At 48.2% G+C, this 17,520-nt stretch carries 12 protein-coding genes; all 12 read left to right on the top strand.

The genetic code is table 11. The features are described 5' to 3' along the window. Window positions 1-84: 84 nt before the first annotated feature. The 12 genes from HALO_RS13295 to HALO_RS13240 all read left to right on the top strand — a co-directional run bounded on the left by HALO_RS13295 (window position 85) and on the right by HALO_RS13240 (window position 17,414). Window positions 85-1,077 (top strand): phosphoribosyltransferase, encoded by a 993-nt coding sequence (locus HALO_RS13295; RefSeq protein ID WP_050713520.1) that lies wholly within the window; start codon window positions 85-87, stop codon window positions 1,075-1,077. A gap of 482 nt (window positions 1,078-1,559) precedes the next feature. Then, window positions 1,560-2,714: a polysaccharide export protein gene (locus HALO_RS13290; RefSeq protein WP_197671935.1), complete on the top strand. Its 1,155-nt coding sequence runs from the start codon at window positions 1,560-1,562 to the stop codon at window positions 2,712-2,714. Between the two features lie 43 nt (window positions 2,715-2,757). Beyond that, a complete protein-coding gene (locus tag HALO_RS13285) occupies window positions 2,758-5,010 on the top strand; it encodes a polysaccharide biosynthesis tyrosine autokinase (RefSeq protein WP_035578929.1) in 2,253 nt (750 codons plus the stop codon). Window positions 5,011-5,016: 6 nt separating this feature from the next. Further along, the gene (locus HALO_RS13280; protein WP_050713518.1) at window positions 5,017-6,831 is read left to right on the top strand and encodes an ABC transporter ATP-binding protein; all 1,815 of its coding nucleotides are present in this window, start codon (window positions 5,017-5,019) and stop codon (window positions 6,829-6,831) included. A gap of 24 nt (window positions 6,832-6,855) precedes the next feature. Next, window positions 6,856-8,007 carry a hypothetical protein gene (locus HALO_RS13275; RefSeq protein ID WP_050713517.1) on the top strand — a complete coding sequence of 384 codons (1,152 nt, stop codon included), beginning with the start codon at window positions 6,856-6,858 and terminating at the stop codon, window positions 8,005-8,007. A gap of 49 nt (window positions 8,008-8,056) precedes the next feature. Then, entirely contained in the window at window positions 8,057-10,057 is a 2,001-nt protein-coding gene (locus tag HALO_RS13270) for a polysaccharide biosynthesis protein (protein ID WP_081899063.1), read from the top strand. 199 nt (window positions 10,058-10,256) lie between these two features. After that, the gene (locus HALO_RS13265) at window positions 10,257-11,453 is read left to right on the top strand and encodes a hypothetical protein (protein ID WP_035578936.1); all 1,197 of its coding nucleotides are present in this window, start codon (window positions 10,257-10,259) and stop codon (window positions 11,451-11,453) included. 67 nt (window positions 11,454-11,520) lie between these two features. Beyond that, a complete protein-coding gene (locus tag HALO_RS13260; RefSeq protein ID WP_050713516.1) occupies window positions 11,521-12,588 on the top strand; it encodes an NAD-dependent epimerase in 1,068 nt (355 codons plus the stop codon). 51 nt (window positions 12,589-12,639) lie between these two features. Further along, window positions 12,640-13,995 (top strand): UDP-glucose dehydrogenase family protein, encoded by a 1,356-nt coding sequence (locus HALO_RS13255; RefSeq protein WP_035578938.1) that lies wholly within the window; start codon window positions 12,640-12,642, stop codon window positions 13,993-13,995. 125 nt (window positions 13,996-14,120) lie between these two features. Then, on the top strand, window positions 14,121-15,329 hold the full coding sequence (locus HALO_RS13250; protein ID WP_035578940.1) for a glycosyltransferase family 4 protein: 1,209 nt from the start codon (window positions 14,121-14,123) through the stop codon (window positions 15,327-15,329). 219 nt (window positions 15,330-15,548) lie between these two features. Then, window positions 15,549-16,448 carry a phosphoribosyltransferase family protein gene (locus HALO_RS13245; protein WP_050713515.1) on the top strand — a complete coding sequence of 300 codons (900 nt, stop codon included), beginning with the start codon at window positions 15,549-15,551 and terminating at the stop codon, window positions 16,446-16,448. Between the two features lie 150 nt (window positions 16,449-16,598). Next, a complete protein-coding gene (locus HALO_RS13240; protein ID WP_035578944.1) occupies window positions 16,599-17,414 on the top strand; it encodes a glycosyltransferase family 2 protein in 816 nt (271 codons plus the stop codon). The last annotated feature ends 106 nt before the right edge of the window (window positions 17,415-17,520 follow it).

Here is a 17,520-nt window from a genome sequence, read left to right as displayed (position 1 = left end):
GCTGAGTATTTATAAAGTCGTTCCTAGATGGCTACTGACTACACAAATTTATTGGACGATCCTGATAAAAGGAGAGGTTAGACAATGAATTATAAATCCTATGGTGATTTAAGTGAAGACATCGCTGCGTCCTTGTTCAAAGTTCACGGAAAGGGTTACGACTTGGTGGTGGGTATCCCCCGTAGCGGCATGATCCCGGCCAGCATGATTGCGTTGGGCTTGCATATCGATGTGGTAGGGCTCCCAGAATTCATTGCCAACCGACCGCTGAAAACCCGCTTGCGCAGAAAGGCTGAGAGTGGGCCGGGCGTTGCGTGGGATGCGAAAAAAGTGCTGCTAGTCGATGATAGTGTCATAACAGGGAAGACTGCGCAGGAAGCACGGGATGCTATCCCCGACAACTGCCCTTGCTTAATTGATACCTTGGCGATCTATGCAGATCCGGACGGTAAGCAATACGTCGATATTCATTTTTACACTCTCGAATCACCCCGGGCTTTCCAGTGGAACCTGTTTACCCCCGTCATGCTTTCCCGAGCGTGTGTCGATATCGATGGTGTGCTGTGCGTCGATCCTACCGCTTACCAGAACGATGATGGAGCGCAGTACATTGCATTTTTGAAAAACGCTGAGCTGCTTTTCCTGCCTGCAGGTCGAATTGGCTGCTTGGTAACCAACCGGCTCGAGAAATACCGTCGCCAGACAGAGACGTGGCTTAAGCAGCAGGGCATTGAGTATGAACGCTTGGTCATGCTGGATCTGCCTTCGAAGGAGGAGCGTCAGCGCCAGGGTGTTCACTCTACGCATAAGGGCCTGTTCTACAAGAACTCCGATTACACTTTCTTTATTGAAAGTGGTGCCAGCCAGGCTACGAGTATTGCCAAAATATCGGGGAAAGCCGTTTATTGCTGTGAAGATAACCGAGTCTATACGGCGGCCAGTAACACTTCCGCCAAAAAGGAACAACACGGCTACACCAAACGCCTTCTCCGCGCCGCTAAACGAAGGATCGCGTCTGGCCTTCCACGTCCCCTAAAGACGGCGCTGAAGGAGCGGTGGAAACCTAACAAGGCGTGAACTGATTCAAAGACCGACTAGTGGGTGCCCCTCAAGGGGGGCTTTTTTCTGTGTCTCCACTGTCACTATGACCTCTCCCCATTTTGGAGTATTACAATTGTTCTGCGCTTGTAACTTGCGATTGCTTCTTATGTTATTTTTTACAACTCCTTAATTTTAAATATAAATTTTTTATTAGTATTACAAAAGGTAATGTCACCTACCTGCTAGGCATGATGTTGTTTCCTCATTTCCCTAACGCCAATCTCATTTCTGCACGCCTAAATAGCGTTAGCTATCTCACCCTCATCAATTAAGTAAATCAAAGTATCTGTTTTGTTTTTTTATGTAACCTTATATTTGTCTGCCGTACATGGCATTCATKTCTTATGGCGGTTCGAAAACTGAACCGCCAAGACGAGTTTCCAAATAAGGCTCAGGGAAATGCCATTTACTATCCCCGGGCGGTAGCGTGGTAAGACACAAAACAAAGGGAACAAAAAATGACTAATTTCAAAGCAATAGCAGGTATAGAAACTAGAAAAAGCCCAGTGCGGTTGGTTCGCTATCTGACGTTTTTTATGCTTCTAGGGGCATTGAGTGGTTGCGCCATGGCCCCTGGTGGACACATTGATGACAGCGAGCTCGACCAGTCGCTGGACGGTCGAGTGGACGTACAGCCAATCACGCCGGAGTTTGTAGATACATTGTATGTCCCGCAAGCGCCTACCACGCAAGCAACATCTCAGGCATTGAATCAAGAAGTACAAGGTTATGAGTATCGAGTAGGGCCTGGGGATATTTTAAGCGTGATTGTCTACGACCATCCCGAATTGACTATTCCAGCTGGCGCCGAACGCTCCGCTGCGGAAACCGGTAACCGGATACGGCCCAATGGCACGATGTTCTATCCCTACGTGGGGCGCGTGAGGGTTGAGGGTATGACGCTTGACGAGGTGCGTGAGTTAATCGCACGGCGACTTTCCGAAGTGATCAACGAGCCTCAGGTAGAGGTAGGCATCGCGGCTTTTAACTCTCAGAAAGTTTATATCAGCGGCGCCGTGGAAACCCCCGGTACTCTGCCATTGACTATTTCGCCGATGACGATACTTGATGCCATTAGTGCAGTAGGTGGAGCGCGTGATAATGCGGATTGGCGCAACGTAAAACTAAGCCGCAATGGAGGCGAAGAGGTGATATCGCTTTACGCCATGATGCGTCAAGGGGATATGACACAGAATCGGTTACTGCGTGATGGTGATTTGCTTCACGTACCCACCATGGAAAATCAAAACGTTGTTGTTCTGGGCCAAGTCAGTCGCCCCGGTGCCATTGCCTTGGGTAATGAGCGCATCACGTTAACGGATGCATTGGGCAGAGCTGGTGGTGTTAATGAAAATCGTGCCGAGCCGTCGGGTATTTTCGTAGTGCGAGGAAACCCGCCTGGTAGCGAGAAACTTGCCACTGTCTATCAGTTGGATATTCAGGATGCCACACGCTTATTGCTGGGAACACGTTTTCCTCTTGAGCCGCAGGATGTGGTTTACGTGACGTCAGCACCGCTGGCTCGCTGGAACTCTGTGATCTCACTACTGCTGCCATCAGTTAGTTTGCCTGGCGATTTTGCAACGTCAGCAATCGATGCCGGTGAGCTGTAAGCATCAATTTTGCAATATATCTTAAGAGTGATGAGGCATCACCATGACTAATTTCCCTTCACCACCTTCGTCGCCATCCCCCCAAGAGAGCGATGACCTTAATCTGCGTAAGTTGGTAGATACGCTTTCCGATCATCGCTGGTTTATTGTGTCTGTGACGGGATTTTTTCTGCTGGCGGGCTATTTTAATGCCAGTTCTCAGCCGAGAATATATCAGGCTGATGCCTTGGTTCAGATAGAGACCAGAGGGTCGAACTTGGCGTTCATGGAGTCACTGGGAGAGCCGCAACAAGGTAATCCCACCTCTGCTGAGCTCGAAATTCTGCAGTCACGTATGGTGCTGGGGGAAACCGCAGACCGTCTTGACCTTGCTATTCAGGTTGAACCGCGTCGGTTGCCGTTGGTAGGAGACTTCCTGGTGCATCATGGCGTTAACCAAGAGTGGTTTGAAAGCCTTACGCCGAATTTCATTCTCCAGTGGTTGGCAGATTCCGAAGATGATTGGAACAATCCTTATGTATGGGCCGGCGAGTCGCTGCGAGTCGCCCGTTTTGATGTTCCAGAGGAAAATGTGGGAAGTGAGCATGTGCTGCGCCTCATCGAAGGCGGTGAATTCGAGCTACTGTTAGATGAGCAAACGCTGCTGACGGGCAGCGTTGGGGAAACCGCCCAGAATGATGAATTGGGATATCGTCTGTTTGTTAGTCAGGCAGAAGCACACCCCGGTGCAGAATTCACATTAGTGCGGACGTCCGCGCTTAGCGCCATCGGAGAGCTGAAGAATCGCTTTGAAATCATCCCGCGCGGGTTAGAGTCGGGGGTCTATGAACTGACGTTGAATGGTTCTGACCAGAGCCAGATTCAGCCTACGCTAGATACGTTGACCAGCGTCTTTTTGACCCAGAATGTTCAGCGTCATTCGGAAGAAGCAGAAAACCAGATCGCCTTTCTCGATGAGCAAATTCCCCAGGTTAGCAACCAACTGTCAGATGCCGAAGGAATGCTTAACGACTACCGAGCACAACGTGACTCTGTGGATCTGACGTTCGAGACACAGAACCTGCTTACTCGGGTAGTCGATGTGGAGAATCAGCTCAGTGAACTGGCGATGCGAGAAGCAGATTTGGCTGAAAGGTACCGTCCCTCGCATCCCAACTACCAAACGTTATTGAGGCAACGCGGTCAGCTTGAAGCCGAGCGTGACCGACTAAACACCTTGGTGAATGAGCTACCCGAGACGCAGCAGGAAGTGCTGCGTCTTACCCGGGACACCCAGGTTAATCAGCAAGTGTATGTGCAACTGCTCAACCAACTTCAAGAGATGCGTTTGGTGAAGGCTGGTACCGTGGGCAATGTACGTATCTTGGATGCGGCCATGCTAAGCCCTGGCACTATTGCGCCGCGTATTGCTCTAATAACTGCTGTCAGTGGCTTGATTGGTGCACTGTTGGCGATGCTAGTACTAGTTGTTCGTATTTTGCTCAGCCGAGCGATTAAAACTCCCGAACAGCTTGAAGAACTGGGGTTGCCTGTCTATGCCACATTACCGAATTCCGGCGAACAGGCTGGGCTTACCGAACGGATTCGCCCGCGTCGTTCCAAAAAAGCCCAAGAAGTTTTTCGCGGCTTGCTGGCCATMAAAAAACCAGCCGAAATCGCGGTGGAAGCATTGCGTGGGCTGCGTACCAGTCTCTATTTCGCCATGCTGGAGTCCGACAATAATCGGTTAATGATTACTGGTGCGAGCCCAGGGGTAGGTAAGAGCTTTATAGCCGCTAACTTGGCGGCGGTATGTGCCCAAGCGGGGCAAAAAGTGTTGTTAATTGATGCGGATATGCGCCGCGGCCATTTGCACCATGCCTTTCACGGCAAGGGCGTAAAGGGGCTCTCAGAGTTATTGGCACGACGTATCAGCCTAGAAGAGGCCATTCGGCATAGTGATCTAGATGGGCTTGATTATGTGGCAAGAGGGAGTGTGCCGCCTAATCCATCAGAGCTTTTGATGCAGCAAAGTTTTCACGAATTTCTAGACACTATAAGTAAAAGCTATGATCTGGTAATCGTGGATACACCTCCGATACTGGCGGTTACCGATGCTTCGGTGGTAGGCAAATTGGTAGGTACCAGTTTAATGGTGGTGCGTTTCGATACTAACCCGCCTGGCGAAATCAAAGCCGCTAAGCGTCGTCTTGAGAGTGCTGGTGTGAGACTCAAAGGTGGGATTCTAAACGGCGTGAAGAAACCGACCAGCAGCCGCCATGGATATTACGGCAGCTACCTCTATGCTTACCGGTGAACCAATATGCTTAATCAATTGCGTGAATTTTATTCCTTACTAACGCAACAACAGCGTCGCCGATTGCTAAGCCTCCAGGTACTGATCATTATTATGGCGTTAGCGCAGATCGCTAGTGTGATCGCCATTGGGCCTTTCATGGCAGTGGTTGGTGACATGAGCAAACTCCAGGGTGATGGCTGGTTAGCCTGGGCTTATACCTATAGCGGGGCGCAAAGCCACAAATCCTTTTTAAGTCTATTAGGCGGTTTGGTGCTTGGGGTTTTGCTAATGGCGGCACTCATTTCCATGTATACCACTTGGCGTCTTTCGCTTTATAGCGAGCAAGTGGGGGCGGAACTCTCTAGTCGCCTATATCGCTATTACCTGCACCAGCCTTGGCTGTTTCATTCCAACCAAAACACCAGCAACCTGATCAGCAAGGTCTCGGTTGAAGTCCAGCGCGTGACCACTAAAGTGATCAACCCAGCGATGGAGCTCAACGCTAAGACGGTCATGGTGACCTTGATGAGCCTGGCTATCTTTATCTACAACCCCGTTGTAGCGATATCCGGGTTGGTGATATTCCTCGCCACTTATCTGTTGCTTTATCAAACGGTGCGTCGCTTTCTTAGCATTAATGGCAAGCGTATATCGGAGGCTCAATCTAAACGCTTCAAACTGATGACCGAAGGATTTGGAGGTATTAAGGATCTCCTTTTATTGCATCGTCAGGCGAATTTTMCCTCGCGTTTTGAAAAGGCCAGCAATCGCATAGCGCGGGGCCAAGGCGTGACACAAGGATTAAGTGAAGCCCCCCGTTACGCGATCGAACTGGTGGCCTTTGGCTCGGTAATCCTGTTGGTTCTCTACCTGCTTAACCTCTACGAAGGCAACCTGGGCGCCATTCTACCGGCACTTTCAATCTACGCCCTGGCCGGCTTCAAGATGTTACCTGGCTTTCAGAAAATCTATACCTCTATTACTAAAATACGCGGCAACTTAGCGGCTTATGATGCGATCCGAGAAGATCTAATGGCTAGCCGTGGTGAAACCAAAAAATTAAATGCAGGTAGTGAATCTCAGCCGGAGGCTCAATCAGCGCCGTGGGTGCCTCAGCGAGAGATAACGATACAGGAGGTAGCCTTCGACTACCCTGGAACGCGGGCATTGGCACTGGATGGGCTGACGTTGACAATTCCGGCGAACAAAATGGTCGGCTTAGTCGGCGCTTCAGGCAGTGGCAAGAGCACTGCAGTGGACTTATTGCTGGGTCTGATTGAGCCTCAGCAAGGTCAAATACTCATTGATGGTGTGGCTCTAACGCAGGAAAACTTGCGCAATTGGCATGCGGGTGTGGGGTTTGTGCCGCAACAGATATTTCTTGCCGATGGTTCCATTCTCGAAAACGTCGCCTTTGCCATTGAACGCGAAAATATTGACGTTGAGAGGGTCAAGGAAGCTCTGCATATGGCGCAACTTGATGAGCTGATCGAGCGATTTCCCGAAGGGCTCGAAACCCGAATCGGCGAGCGAGGAGTTCAGATATCAGGAGGGCAGCGCCAGCGTCTGGGTATTGCTCGTGCCCTTTATCAGCAAGCCAGAGTATTGGTCTTTGATGAAGCCACCAGCGCTCTGGATGGGATTACCGAGCGGCGTGTAATGGAAGATATTCAGCGCTTTGCAGGCCAGATGACAGTAGTGCTTATTGCCCACCGTCTGGCCACGGTCAAAGAGTGCGACATCATTTATATGCTTGAAAACGGACGAGTGAGTGATGCTGGTACTTATGATGATTTGGCCAGCCGCAATCATACCTTCCAAATGATGGCTAACCTCTAGCCACAGTAGAAAAAAGGTATCGCCATGAACTTGATTGGTGCGCTATTGCTGTTTGTGGGTCTTGCGTTAAGCAGCCTTTATTTGTTTCCCAGTGGTGGCCCACAGCTGGCTGACTTTGTGCTGATCGTTTTTGCTGGCGTGATGCTTTTGATGTCACTAGGAGATAAACACCTGAAAGTTTCTGCCTTCGCTATGTGTTGGGGGTTAATGGTGTTATGGGTGGTAATGGTATGTCTTAGTTGGACGTTAGTGATGCAAACGACGGACTTTTTTATGCCTGCTCTGTTCTTCTTGTTCAACTTTTTAATTGGTATGGGCTTGCTGCGTTTCCTGAGCGTTTATGGTGAGCGTGCTAATAGCCTGATTCGCAATAGCGTGTCTATTGCGCTATTGGTCGCCGGTGGCTTTGTGCTAGTGCAACTAGCCTTGGGCATTAACCGCACCACTGGAAGCTTTAATAACCCCAACCAGCTGGCTTATTTTTCGCTATGTGGTGTGGTGGTATTGTTAATGCTCGATGATTTTCACCCGAAAATGAGGCCTTTGGCATTGGCCGGGCTGGCTAGCGGCGTACTAGGGATTTTATCGGCGTCTTCGTTGGCCGCTATGGGGGGAGGCGTCATGGTAATGGTCGGTTGGGCCATAGCAAATGCCAAGCAAGTCAAATATTTTGCGCGCCTGCTGTTGGTAGTCCCACTGCTATTGGGAGGCATTGTAATAGCTAATATCAGTTCGGAGGGGCAAGTATTGCGCAACCTTGAGGCACGAATGGATCGGGCACCAAGCAAAGTGGATAGKGTTTATGAGGAGCGCAAGTTTGACCGGCTAACAAACTTTCCCGCCTACGCCATATTGGGGGCAGGGGAAGCTAAACGAGAGCGTTTTGCTCCTTATGATGGGGCCGAAATTCATTCTTCCTTCGTTAATATGCTGTTTGCCTATGGTTTACCAGGGCTAGTACTTTTTCTGTCGATGATAGCCACCGTATTGCGGCGAGCTCCGCTCTATATCTGGGCGGGAGTAGCGGGACCATTGATCTATTCCACTACCCATAACGGTTTACGCTCGACGCTATTCTGGATACTACTTGTGATCTGTTGGCATCTCTACCGGCAAGGCTCGATCGCGGCTTCCCGTCGAGGCTTCGCTTTTAATCCCCCTTCTGAAATGACGTGATTGCCAGCGCTGTAATCTGATAACCCGCGAGAATGGATAGAGATAACTTATGGCTAGTTTAATGAAGTCGCTATCGATGACGCCGCGTTGCATAAAGCGCAGGGTGCTTGTAGCACTAGATGGTTTGATTATCGCGGGCAGCTTGCAGCTTGCAACAATGACTCATGTGGAAAGCCTACAACCGCTAAGCAGTGTTGTCTTGTGGATGACCATCGGCCTGTTGGTTCCGGTGAGTCTCTTGCTCTTCCGTTGGCTAGGGCTTTATCGCGTCGTCATTCGCTACATGAGCCATGCCACTGTATCGACGATTGTTATGGCTGTGCTGGCATCGAGTTTGTTAGTCGCACCGGCCAGTTACATGACGGCCTCACCCATTGGGTTATCGATTATCGTTATCTATGCGCTGTTCTTGTTGTTGGGTATCGGCAGCCTGCGTTTTGTTTTACGTGAATTGTATCGCCATAGTCAGCTGCGTCAGCGCAAGCCGGTGGTGATCTATGGGGCAGGAGCCGCTGGTTGCGAGCTGGTAGCGGCGCTTCGAAACGGAGAAGAGTACCAACCGGTGGCCTTCGTTGACGATTGGCGCGGGTTGGAAGGTGCCATGGTAGAAGGACTGCGGGTACATCAACCGGTCGCGTTGGCGGCCCTGATCCAAGAATATCAGGCCGCTATGGTTCTTCTGGCCATTCCCAGCGCTCCCCGTTGGCGTCGACGCGAGATATTGCATTGGCTTTCGGGACTTTCCGTGCCTCTCAAAACAATTCCCGGAAGTGCCGATGTGATCGCCGGGAGGGCCAAAATCAGCGAACTTCGCGATGTGGCGCTTGAGGATTTATTGGGTAGGGAGTCGGTGCCTGCTTTCCCCGAATTGCTGGAGGCCAATATCCGTGATAAAGCGGTCATGGTGACGGGGGCGGGAGGCTCGATAGGTAGCGAGCTGTGTCGTCAGATTCTAAATCAGAATCCTGTTCGGCTACTTTTGGTAGACAATTGCGAATTCGCACTATACGCCATTGAGCAAGAGCTGAAGCAATATATTGAAAGTACGTTGTCTCGGTGCGATCTAAAACCATTACTTATCTCAGTGCAGCATGCGGGCAGTCTTAAGGCCGTATTCGAATGCTTCGAGGTGCATACTGTCTACCACGCTGCCGCTTATAAGCATGTGCCAATGGTTGAGTTCAATCTCGTGCAGGGAGTGAGCAATAACGTCTTAGGCACCTTAAATCTAGCCAAGGCGGCAATGGCGGCGGATGTAGAAACTTTTGTTGTGGTATCCACCGACAAAGCCGTTCGCCCCACTAATGCCATGGGAGCATCCAAACGTTTAACTGAGCTTATCTGTCAAGCTTTCGCCCATGCCCAGTCCAACACACGATTCTGCATGGTGCGCTTTGGCAATGTTTTAGGCTCAAGCGGCTCAGTTGTCCCAGTGTTCCGTCAACAGATTGAGCAAGGCGGCCCCATTAAGGTGACTCACCCTGATATCACCCGCTATTTCATGACGATTCCCGAAGCTGCGCAACTGGTTATCCAGGCCGGTGCTATGGGTGAGGGKGGGGAGGTTTTCGTGCTCGATATGGGCGAGCCAGTACGTATTCATGATCTGGCCATGAATATGATTCGTCTTTCGGGGCTGGAAGTAAAAGACGCTGCCCATCCTGATGGGGATATCGAAATCATCTATTCCGGCTTGCGGCCTGGTGAAAAACTGTACGAGGAATTGTTGATAGGTCATGACGTCAGCAAGACGCGCCATGATCGTATCATGACGTCACAAGAGCGATTCTGGGAATGGTCGAGGCTCGAAGCCTTTTTACAGCAACTGGAGCAGGCGTTTATTGCTACTGATCATCTGCGTATCCGCCAACTGCTGCAGTCGGCCCCCCTGGACTACAACCCCTTGGATGAAATAGCCGATCTGGTATGGAAAGCACGCCAGGCAATGCCTTTAGATACGCAACGTCAACCCATTGATGCAACGAACTTGGCCTTAAGGTCGGTCACACGACTAGGTCCTATATTAAGCCCGGTATCCAAGGAAGGCTGAGCAGCCGAGTGACCGCCTGACGTTTACCCCCATCCTGCCACAACCTGTTCTTACGGTGCCTATGCCATAGGGTCTGAGCTTCTCAATCCTCGCTCTGATCACCATTTTTTCGTGCTTGAGTGATGCGAAAAGCATTATTGAGCATGTCATCAATGCTTATTCAATAAAAAGTGCTCTCTTTAGCACAAGGAGGCAAGTCATGACGAACAAACAATCTAATGGCGAACAACAAGAGTGGCTATCCGGGATTACCGTTTTTCTGATCAGAGATTGTCAACTGGCGTATTTGGATACCCTCCGCAATTTGCTTGATCACCATGGATTTAATGTGCTGTATGGCGTGCCAATTGAAGGCAAGCAACAACAGGCACTTGCTCAGTGGATTATTGATGATGAACAGGCGCCAGGAAAATATTCCAGCGGTGGGTACCTACCTGTTTTTCTCCTGGTGGTACAGGATGTCCATCCATTAACGGAGAAGCAGATTTCAAGTGACGCTCCTGAAAAGGTTAACAATCTACGCGTACCTATTATCAAGGCAGCGTTCAGTGCCATGGTCCATCAAGGGGAGAGCAAGGAAGAACTGCTTAGTCCGATACATTGTTCCCGCGATGCTGGCCAAGCGCTCGAGTATCTCAATACGTTGGTACCCAAGCAGGCTGGTGAAATACGTGCAGTAGCTCTAAGCAACGAGGCTGCATTTCGCACACCTTATCCGGTTCTGGCCGACCTAAGTAAAGAGGTTTGTCGAGCCAAGGTAGAGCTGGTGGATTTTCATGGCTCTGAGGCGATTTGCAAGACGTTTCGACCTGGGCGTGAGCGCTATCTAGAGCGTGAAGTAAAGGCGCGTGAGCTCGGTGCGTCACTGCCAGAAGTATCTCGGCTGCTAGAAGTCGGGCCTCATTACCTAGTGTTTGAGCGCTATGCCAATTGTATGGAACGCATTTTATCGCCTCGTGCGCCTTTTTCTCGTCATGGTTTGCTGCCTATCTGGACCATTGAGCGCGTGAGAGCAGTGATTTTGCACTATCGCCGTCTTGGCTACGAATGCATCGACCTTAATCCGCAAGATCTTATCTATGACCCTTGTCAGGGGTTAAAGATTATTGATTTCGAATTTCTACAGCCCGGTCCTAATGAAATAAAGACGTTGAAAGGCAACTATGCCTGGTACGAAGTGCCTTCGCTTTTTACCGGCGACTTGCCGCTTTCAGCTCGTCATAGCTCCTATCGACATCGTTGGTTTCCCTATACCGGGCTGCCGCGAACCTTATGCCTGAGTGAACTTCCGCGTCCATTACTTGCCATGGTGCGTTCAGTGGCCTTGGTGCCCTTGACGTTGGATGGCTTGAGGCGAGTGAGCTGGCGCCATATTCAGCGCTTTGTACGCAACTGAGTTTAGTGCTGTTAATAGTTCCCACTCCTGCCTAATGCCCTCTATTTCCCCGTCATGGAGTCATTAAATGAAGATTCTTGTTACCGGCCATGCCGGATTCATCGGCTTTCACACAGCCAAACGGTTGCTGGAGCGCGGCGATAGTGTCGTCGGCTTTGATAGCGTGAATGACTATTATGACCCCGCTATTAAGGAGGCGCGTCTGAAAATTCTTGAGCAGACGGCGTTAGCAACGAGGGGCGACTATCTTTCAATTCGCGCTAATCTAGCGGATCAACAGGCGGTGGCAGAGTGCTTTAATGAGCACCGCTTTGACCGGGTCATTCATCTGGCTGCCCAAGCGGGGGTGCGTTATTCGCTGGAAAACCCACTGAGTTATGTGGAAAGCAACTTGATTGGATTTACTAATGTGTTGGAGGCGTGCCGCCACTCCAATATAGCGCACCTGACTTATGCCAGTACCAGTAGTGTTTATGGCGCTAATACTCTAATGCCATTTTCCGAACATGAAGGTGCTAATCACCCACTGCAATTTTATGCCGCCACCAAGAAAGCGAATGAAATGATGGCTCACAGCTATAGTCATTTGTTTGGATTACCGACCACCGGACTGAGGTTTTTCACCGTCTATGGCCCCTGGGGGCGACCAGATATGGCACTTTTTAAATTCACCAAAAGTATTTTGGCCAATGAGCCTATTGATGTTTTCAATTATGGCTGTCATACGCGTGACTTTACCTATGTGGATGACATCGTGGAAGGTGTTATTCGCGCCAGCGATGATATAGCTACTCCTGCTTATCAGTGGAATAGCGATAGTCCTGATCCTGCTACCAGCAATGCTCCTTTTCGTATCTTCAATATTGGCAATAATGATCCTGTTACGGTCAACGTCTATATAGAAGCTATTGAAAAAGCGTTAGGTAGAAAAGCCATCAAGAACCTGTTGCCTTTACAGCCTGGCGATGTCCCAGACACTTATGCGGATTCAGGTGAATTAGAAAGAATGGTTGGTTATAAACCCACTACACCAGTAGTTCAAGGCGTTGAAAATTTTGTCGAATGGTATCGTAATTACTACTCGTTAAATAAACCAAACACCGTCTTGAGTGAAATACATAGTCCGTCTGAGTAACCCCTTTCTTCATATTCTTCTCATTACTCTACTCTACATTTAGGTAATTCAATGAACGTTACAGTTTTCGGAACCGGTTATGTAGGCCTGGTTCAAGGCACTATTCTAGCTGAAGTTGGCCATCACGTTGTTTGTATTGATCTGGATGATAATAAGGTCGAACAACTTAGGCAGGGTAACATCCCTATTTATGAACCTGGTCTTGAGTCTTTGGTAAAAGAAAACCACGCCGCTGGACGGCTTGAGTTTACCACCGACGCAGTAGCCGGGGTCAAACATGGTCAAGTACAGTTTATTGCTGTGGGGACTCCACCGGATGAAGACGGTAGTGCTGACCTTAAGTACGTTCTAACTGTGGCTGCAACCATTGCTGAACATATGGAACAGAGCCAAGTTATCATTAACAAATCCACCGTGCCTGTAGGTAGTGCGGACAGAGTACGAACTGAGGTGGAAAAAATTCTAGCAAGACGCGGCCGTGATGATATTGCGTTTGACGTGGTGTCTAATCCTGAGTTCTTAAAAGAAGGTAGTGCGGTCGCCGACTGTCAAAAACCTGATCGTATTATTATCGGTACCGAGTGCGATGCCACGATCGAAGTAATGCGCGAGTTATACGCTCCCTTTAATCGTAATCACGACAAGATTATCGTGATGGACGTAAAAAGTGCCGAATTGACTAAGTATGCAGCCAACTGCATGTTGGCTACTAAGATAAGTTTTATGAACGAGATGGCAAATTTGGCTGAGCGTTTGGGTGCCGATATCGAGTCGGTGCGTAAAGGAATAGGCTCGGACCCACGTATTGGTTACGACTTCATTTACCCTGGCGTGGGGTATGGTGGTTCTTGCTTTCCAAAAGATCTCCAGGCACTTATACACGTCTCAAATGCTATCGATTTTGATGCCAAATTACTGAAAGCAGTGGAGTCACGTAATAAAGAGCAAAAAAACACGTTATTCAACAAGATAAGTCAGCACTTCAATGCGGAACTAAAGGGAAAAACCTTCGCCATTTGGGGGCTTTCATTCAAGCCTAATACTGATGATATGCGTGATGCTCCGAGCAGGGTGCTTATGGAAGCACTTTGGGCTGCCGGTGCCAAGGTTAAGGCGTATGACCCGGAAGCCATGGAAGAAGCACAGCGTCTTTATGAGCGGCATGATCACTTGGTTCTTTGTGGCACCAAAGAAGCTGCTTTAAAGCATGCCGACGCTTTGATTATTGTCACCGAGTGGCAAAATTTTCGGGCGCCTGATTTTGATCTTATTAAATCACAACTTACTGAACCCACTATCTTTGATGGACGTAATATTTATGAGCCACGTCGCATGAAGGAGAAAGGATTTACTTACTACTCAGTGGGTAGGCCTAGCCCGTTACTATCTTCACCCACTCCCCACTAAAAGCACACTTTCATAACCTGTTTGATATTCTCTGATAGACAGCACATCTCATTAAATATATTAATTTTATGCCAGTTTTAAAGAGCAAAATTATTAATCTGTCTGGTACTTTTTGAGGAGGCATTATGAACGCTAAGTCTGATAAACCAAATCGCCGTTTTCTGCTGGTGTCGGGCTCAAGTTATTCCTTGGTTAATTTTCGCGGCCCGCTAGTACGCAGTCTGATTAATGCAGGATTAGAAGTTCATGCGGCTTCTCCAGGGCTTCGTGATGATCCTGCCACATGTCGGCAGCTCGAATCCTGGGGGGTGTTTATTCATGATATCCCTATGCAACGAACAGGACTGAATCCTTGGCACGATTTCCTTACCCTGAAGGCACTTTATCGCTTGATGAACGATATTCGTCCCGATGCTGTTCTGGGATATACCATCAAGCCGGTGGTGTATGGAATGTTAGCGGCTTGGTTGGCGAAGGTTCCTCAGCGCTACGCATTAATCACTGGGCTGGGGTATGCCTTTGCCGGAGAGGCTCGTGGCAAGCGTGCTCTGCTTTTTCATTTGGTGTGCAGACTGTATTCGGCAGCTCTGAATAAGGTAGATAGAGTATTTTTTCAGAACCCTGATGACGAAACTTTATTTCGTGATTTGGGGATACTACGCGCTCACATCCCTTCGCAAGTACTCAATGGGTCAGGGGTAGATATGGCTCATTTTGCAGCGGGTCCTTTACCTGAAGGACCGCCACGGTTTTTATTAGTTGCTCGCTTGCTGGCCGACAAGGGCGTGCGTCAGTACGCTAAGGCCGCTAGGCAAATCAAACAGCAGCATCCTGAGGTCGTATTTCAATTGGCCGGTGATATCGATAGCAATCCCGATACGATTACGCAACAAGAATTGGATACCTGGGTAGGGGAAGGATTCCTTGAACATTTAGGTTGGCTAAGTGATGTGCGACCGGCACTAGCCGAGAGCAGCGTTTTTGTACTGCCTAGTTATTACCGGGAAGGCACGCCACGCTCAATTTTGGAAGCTATGTCTATGGGGCGAGCGGTGATCACCACCGATGCACCGGGCTGTCGAGAAACCGTAATTGATGGCGAAAATGGCTACTTGATACCCGTGAAAGATGTTGATGCGCTGGTTAAAGCCATGCAGCATTTTATTGACCGCCCCGCTTTAATGCAAAGTATGGGGAGACGCTCCAACGAGATTGCTAAAGATAAATACGATGTGCATAAAGTAAATGCCGTTATGCTTGAAGCAATGGGTATAGGAAAACCAGAGGTTCGGAATATGGTGGCAAAACCATTTGATACTATTTCGGCTAAATAGAATATATAAAACATTGCTGTGCGTTATTTACATTATACCCTCAAAAAAGCATTAACAGCCTCAATGCTCATGTTCTAAGTGTCTCTCATTTTAGAGCTGCTGTCTCTGATGCAATAGGTATTTTTGACCGGTGATACACCAAGTATCTATATGTATCAGCTAAATGGGTGGTAGATAGCTGTTGCTGGATATATTAAGCAAGTTATCGGAGAAAACTTAATGCAGATTCAGTTTAAGTCATATGGTGATTTAGGCAGAGATATTACAAAAAATTTTGAAAAATTTTCTGGTGACTGGGACTTAGTTGTCGGGGTACCGAGAAGTGGTATGGTTCCCGCTTACATGATTGCACTTGCACTGAATGTGAACTGCACGGATATCTCATCTTGGGTGAATAATTATCCATTGAAAAGAGGGCTTACCCGAGGAGTGAGAAAAGAATTGAGCTCTCCTTGGGAGGCAAAAAAGGTTCTCATTGTGGACGACAGCATAATGAGKGGCAAATCAATAAGAAGCGAGATTGACGCGCTTCCTGAGTGGTTAGCATCTCGTGCAACTACTCTGGCCGTTTATTCCGGCAAGCCAATCAGAAGTGATATAGATATCATTCTTGAATTCCTTCCACACCCTAGGGCTTTCGAATGGAACATATTCCATCACAATGTCATGAATAGATCGTGTATTTGTCTCGAGGGTATGATTATCGAAGGCGAGGCAGGCAGCGACAAGCGCACAGCACGCTTTCGTTATATTCCATCAAGGTACATCAATACAATTGTTTCTTGCCAACATGAATCAAGCCGCCATGAGGTAGAAATTTTACTTGTGAACAATGGAATTTCATATCGAAACCTTGTCATGGCTAACAACGATAAAGATGTGATGGAAATGGATTCTCTTGTGAGGTTCAAAGTCAAGACGTTCATAGATTCAACGGCGGATTTATTTGTCGAAGCGAATTCTGATCAAGCAAAACTTATTTGTCGGGAAGCAAGGAAGCCAGTTTTCTGTTCTAGTGATAACTGTATATATAATCCCGGTGATGAACTTGGGACTCGTTTTGTTAAGAATAAGATAAAGTTATTGGTGTGGAAAATCGTTAATAGCAAGGCGTGGTAGCAAGGGATATTTCCAGATTACTGTTTATGTAGAACACATCAAAACCTGTTGCTAAAAACTAATGAATTGCATCACCAGAGTCCGAAGATTAATTTTATTTGGCTTTCTGGGGTTCATCAATAAGCTTATTTGACGCCATGGAGATGACTGATGGATCAGATTCACATCTCAGTCATTATGACTGTTAAGAATGGTTCTAAATACTTGGAATCTAGTCTTTTATCCGTTTTTTCTCAGACCTATCCGGCTAAAGAAGTCGTTGTGGTCAATGATGGATCTGACGATGATACCTGGGAAGTGCTCAAGCGATTACGCCATACGGCTCCCATCCAGGTCCAGTTAGTGAATACGCAAGGTGTTGGGCGCTCGCAGGCGCTTAATCTTGCCGTCAGCCAAGCTCGCTATCCATGGCTAGCCAATATCGATGCAGACGATAAATGGCTACCCGAGAAGTTATCGCAGCAGGTCGCTACTTTGAGTCTGTTTCCAGACGTAGAACTTGTCGTTACAGCTAGTCAGATCGTTTATGGAGAAGAAGAGGGTGAAGGAGAGTCGATTCTCAGAGGGGGATTCTCAGTGACGCCAATGGGGTGTGACAGTTTCTATGTTCATAATCCGATAAATCATAGTTCTATACTGTTCTCTCGACGATTTTTTGATCAGGTTGGGGGGTACGATGAAACATTATTTAGGCAGGTCGATATTGACCTTTGGGTACGCGCTCTTAGCCAAGGTTTTATATTTTACCGAGTGGATTTACCGTTAACGATTAAACGTCTTCATGACGAACAAAGCTTTGAAGTTGGAAATCGATTGGGTTATACATATAATTCATTAAAAGTAAGCTTAAGAAAATTACGACAGCTTAAAGCTCCTTTTTACTACTTTCCAATTGCATTTGTTAAATTTTTTTATAATAACATACCAAGAAGCATCCGTCGTCGCTTAAAAAGGGTGGGGCTTTAATAGCTACGATAATGACTTAGTAACGTGATTAGGGTTGTCGTCTGAAAGGGAGTAACTATAAGCTGTGAGCTAGATAAGTTATGTGTGTTATCTATTTGGGTTTGTA

This window comes from Halomonas sp. R57-5 (genome assembly GCF_900070345.1).
GTDB lineage: Bacteria > Pseudomonadota > Gammaproteobacteria > Pseudomonadales > Halomonadaceae > Vreelandella > Vreelandella ventosae_B.
Note: the sequence above shows the minus strand (reverse complement) of the source record. Positions and strands in the feature narration are given on the sequence as shown.

Excerpts from the sequence above, each read along its gene's own strand:
- HALO_RS13250 (WP_035578940.1), top strand. The coding sequence starts at position 14,121 with ATGAACGCTAAGTCTGATAAACCAAATCGCCGTTTTCTGCTGGTGTCG.
- HALO_RS13260 (WP_050713516.1), top strand. The coding sequence starts at position 11,521 with ATGAAGATTCTTGTTACCGGCCATGCCGGATTCATCGGCTTTCACACA.
- HALO_RS13240 (WP_035578944.1), top strand. The coding sequence starts at position 16,599 with ATGGATCAGATTCACATCTCAGTCATTATGACTGTTAAGAATGGTTCT.
- HALO_RS13290 (WP_197671935.1), top strand. The coding sequence starts at position 1,560 with ATGACTAATTTCAAAGCAATAGCAGGTATAGAAACTAGAAAAAGCCCA.
- HALO_RS13295 (WP_050713520.1), top strand. The coding sequence starts at position 85 with ATGAATTATAAATCCTATGGTGATTTAAGTGAAGACATCGCTGCGTCC.
- HALO_RS13265 (WP_035578936.1), top strand. The coding sequence starts at position 10,257 with ATGACGAACAAACAATCTAATGGCGAACAACAAGAGTGGCTATCCGGG.
- HALO_RS13255 (WP_035578938.1), top strand. The coding sequence starts at position 12,640 with ATGAACGTTACAGTTTTCGGAACCGGTTATGTAGGCCTGGTTCAAGGC.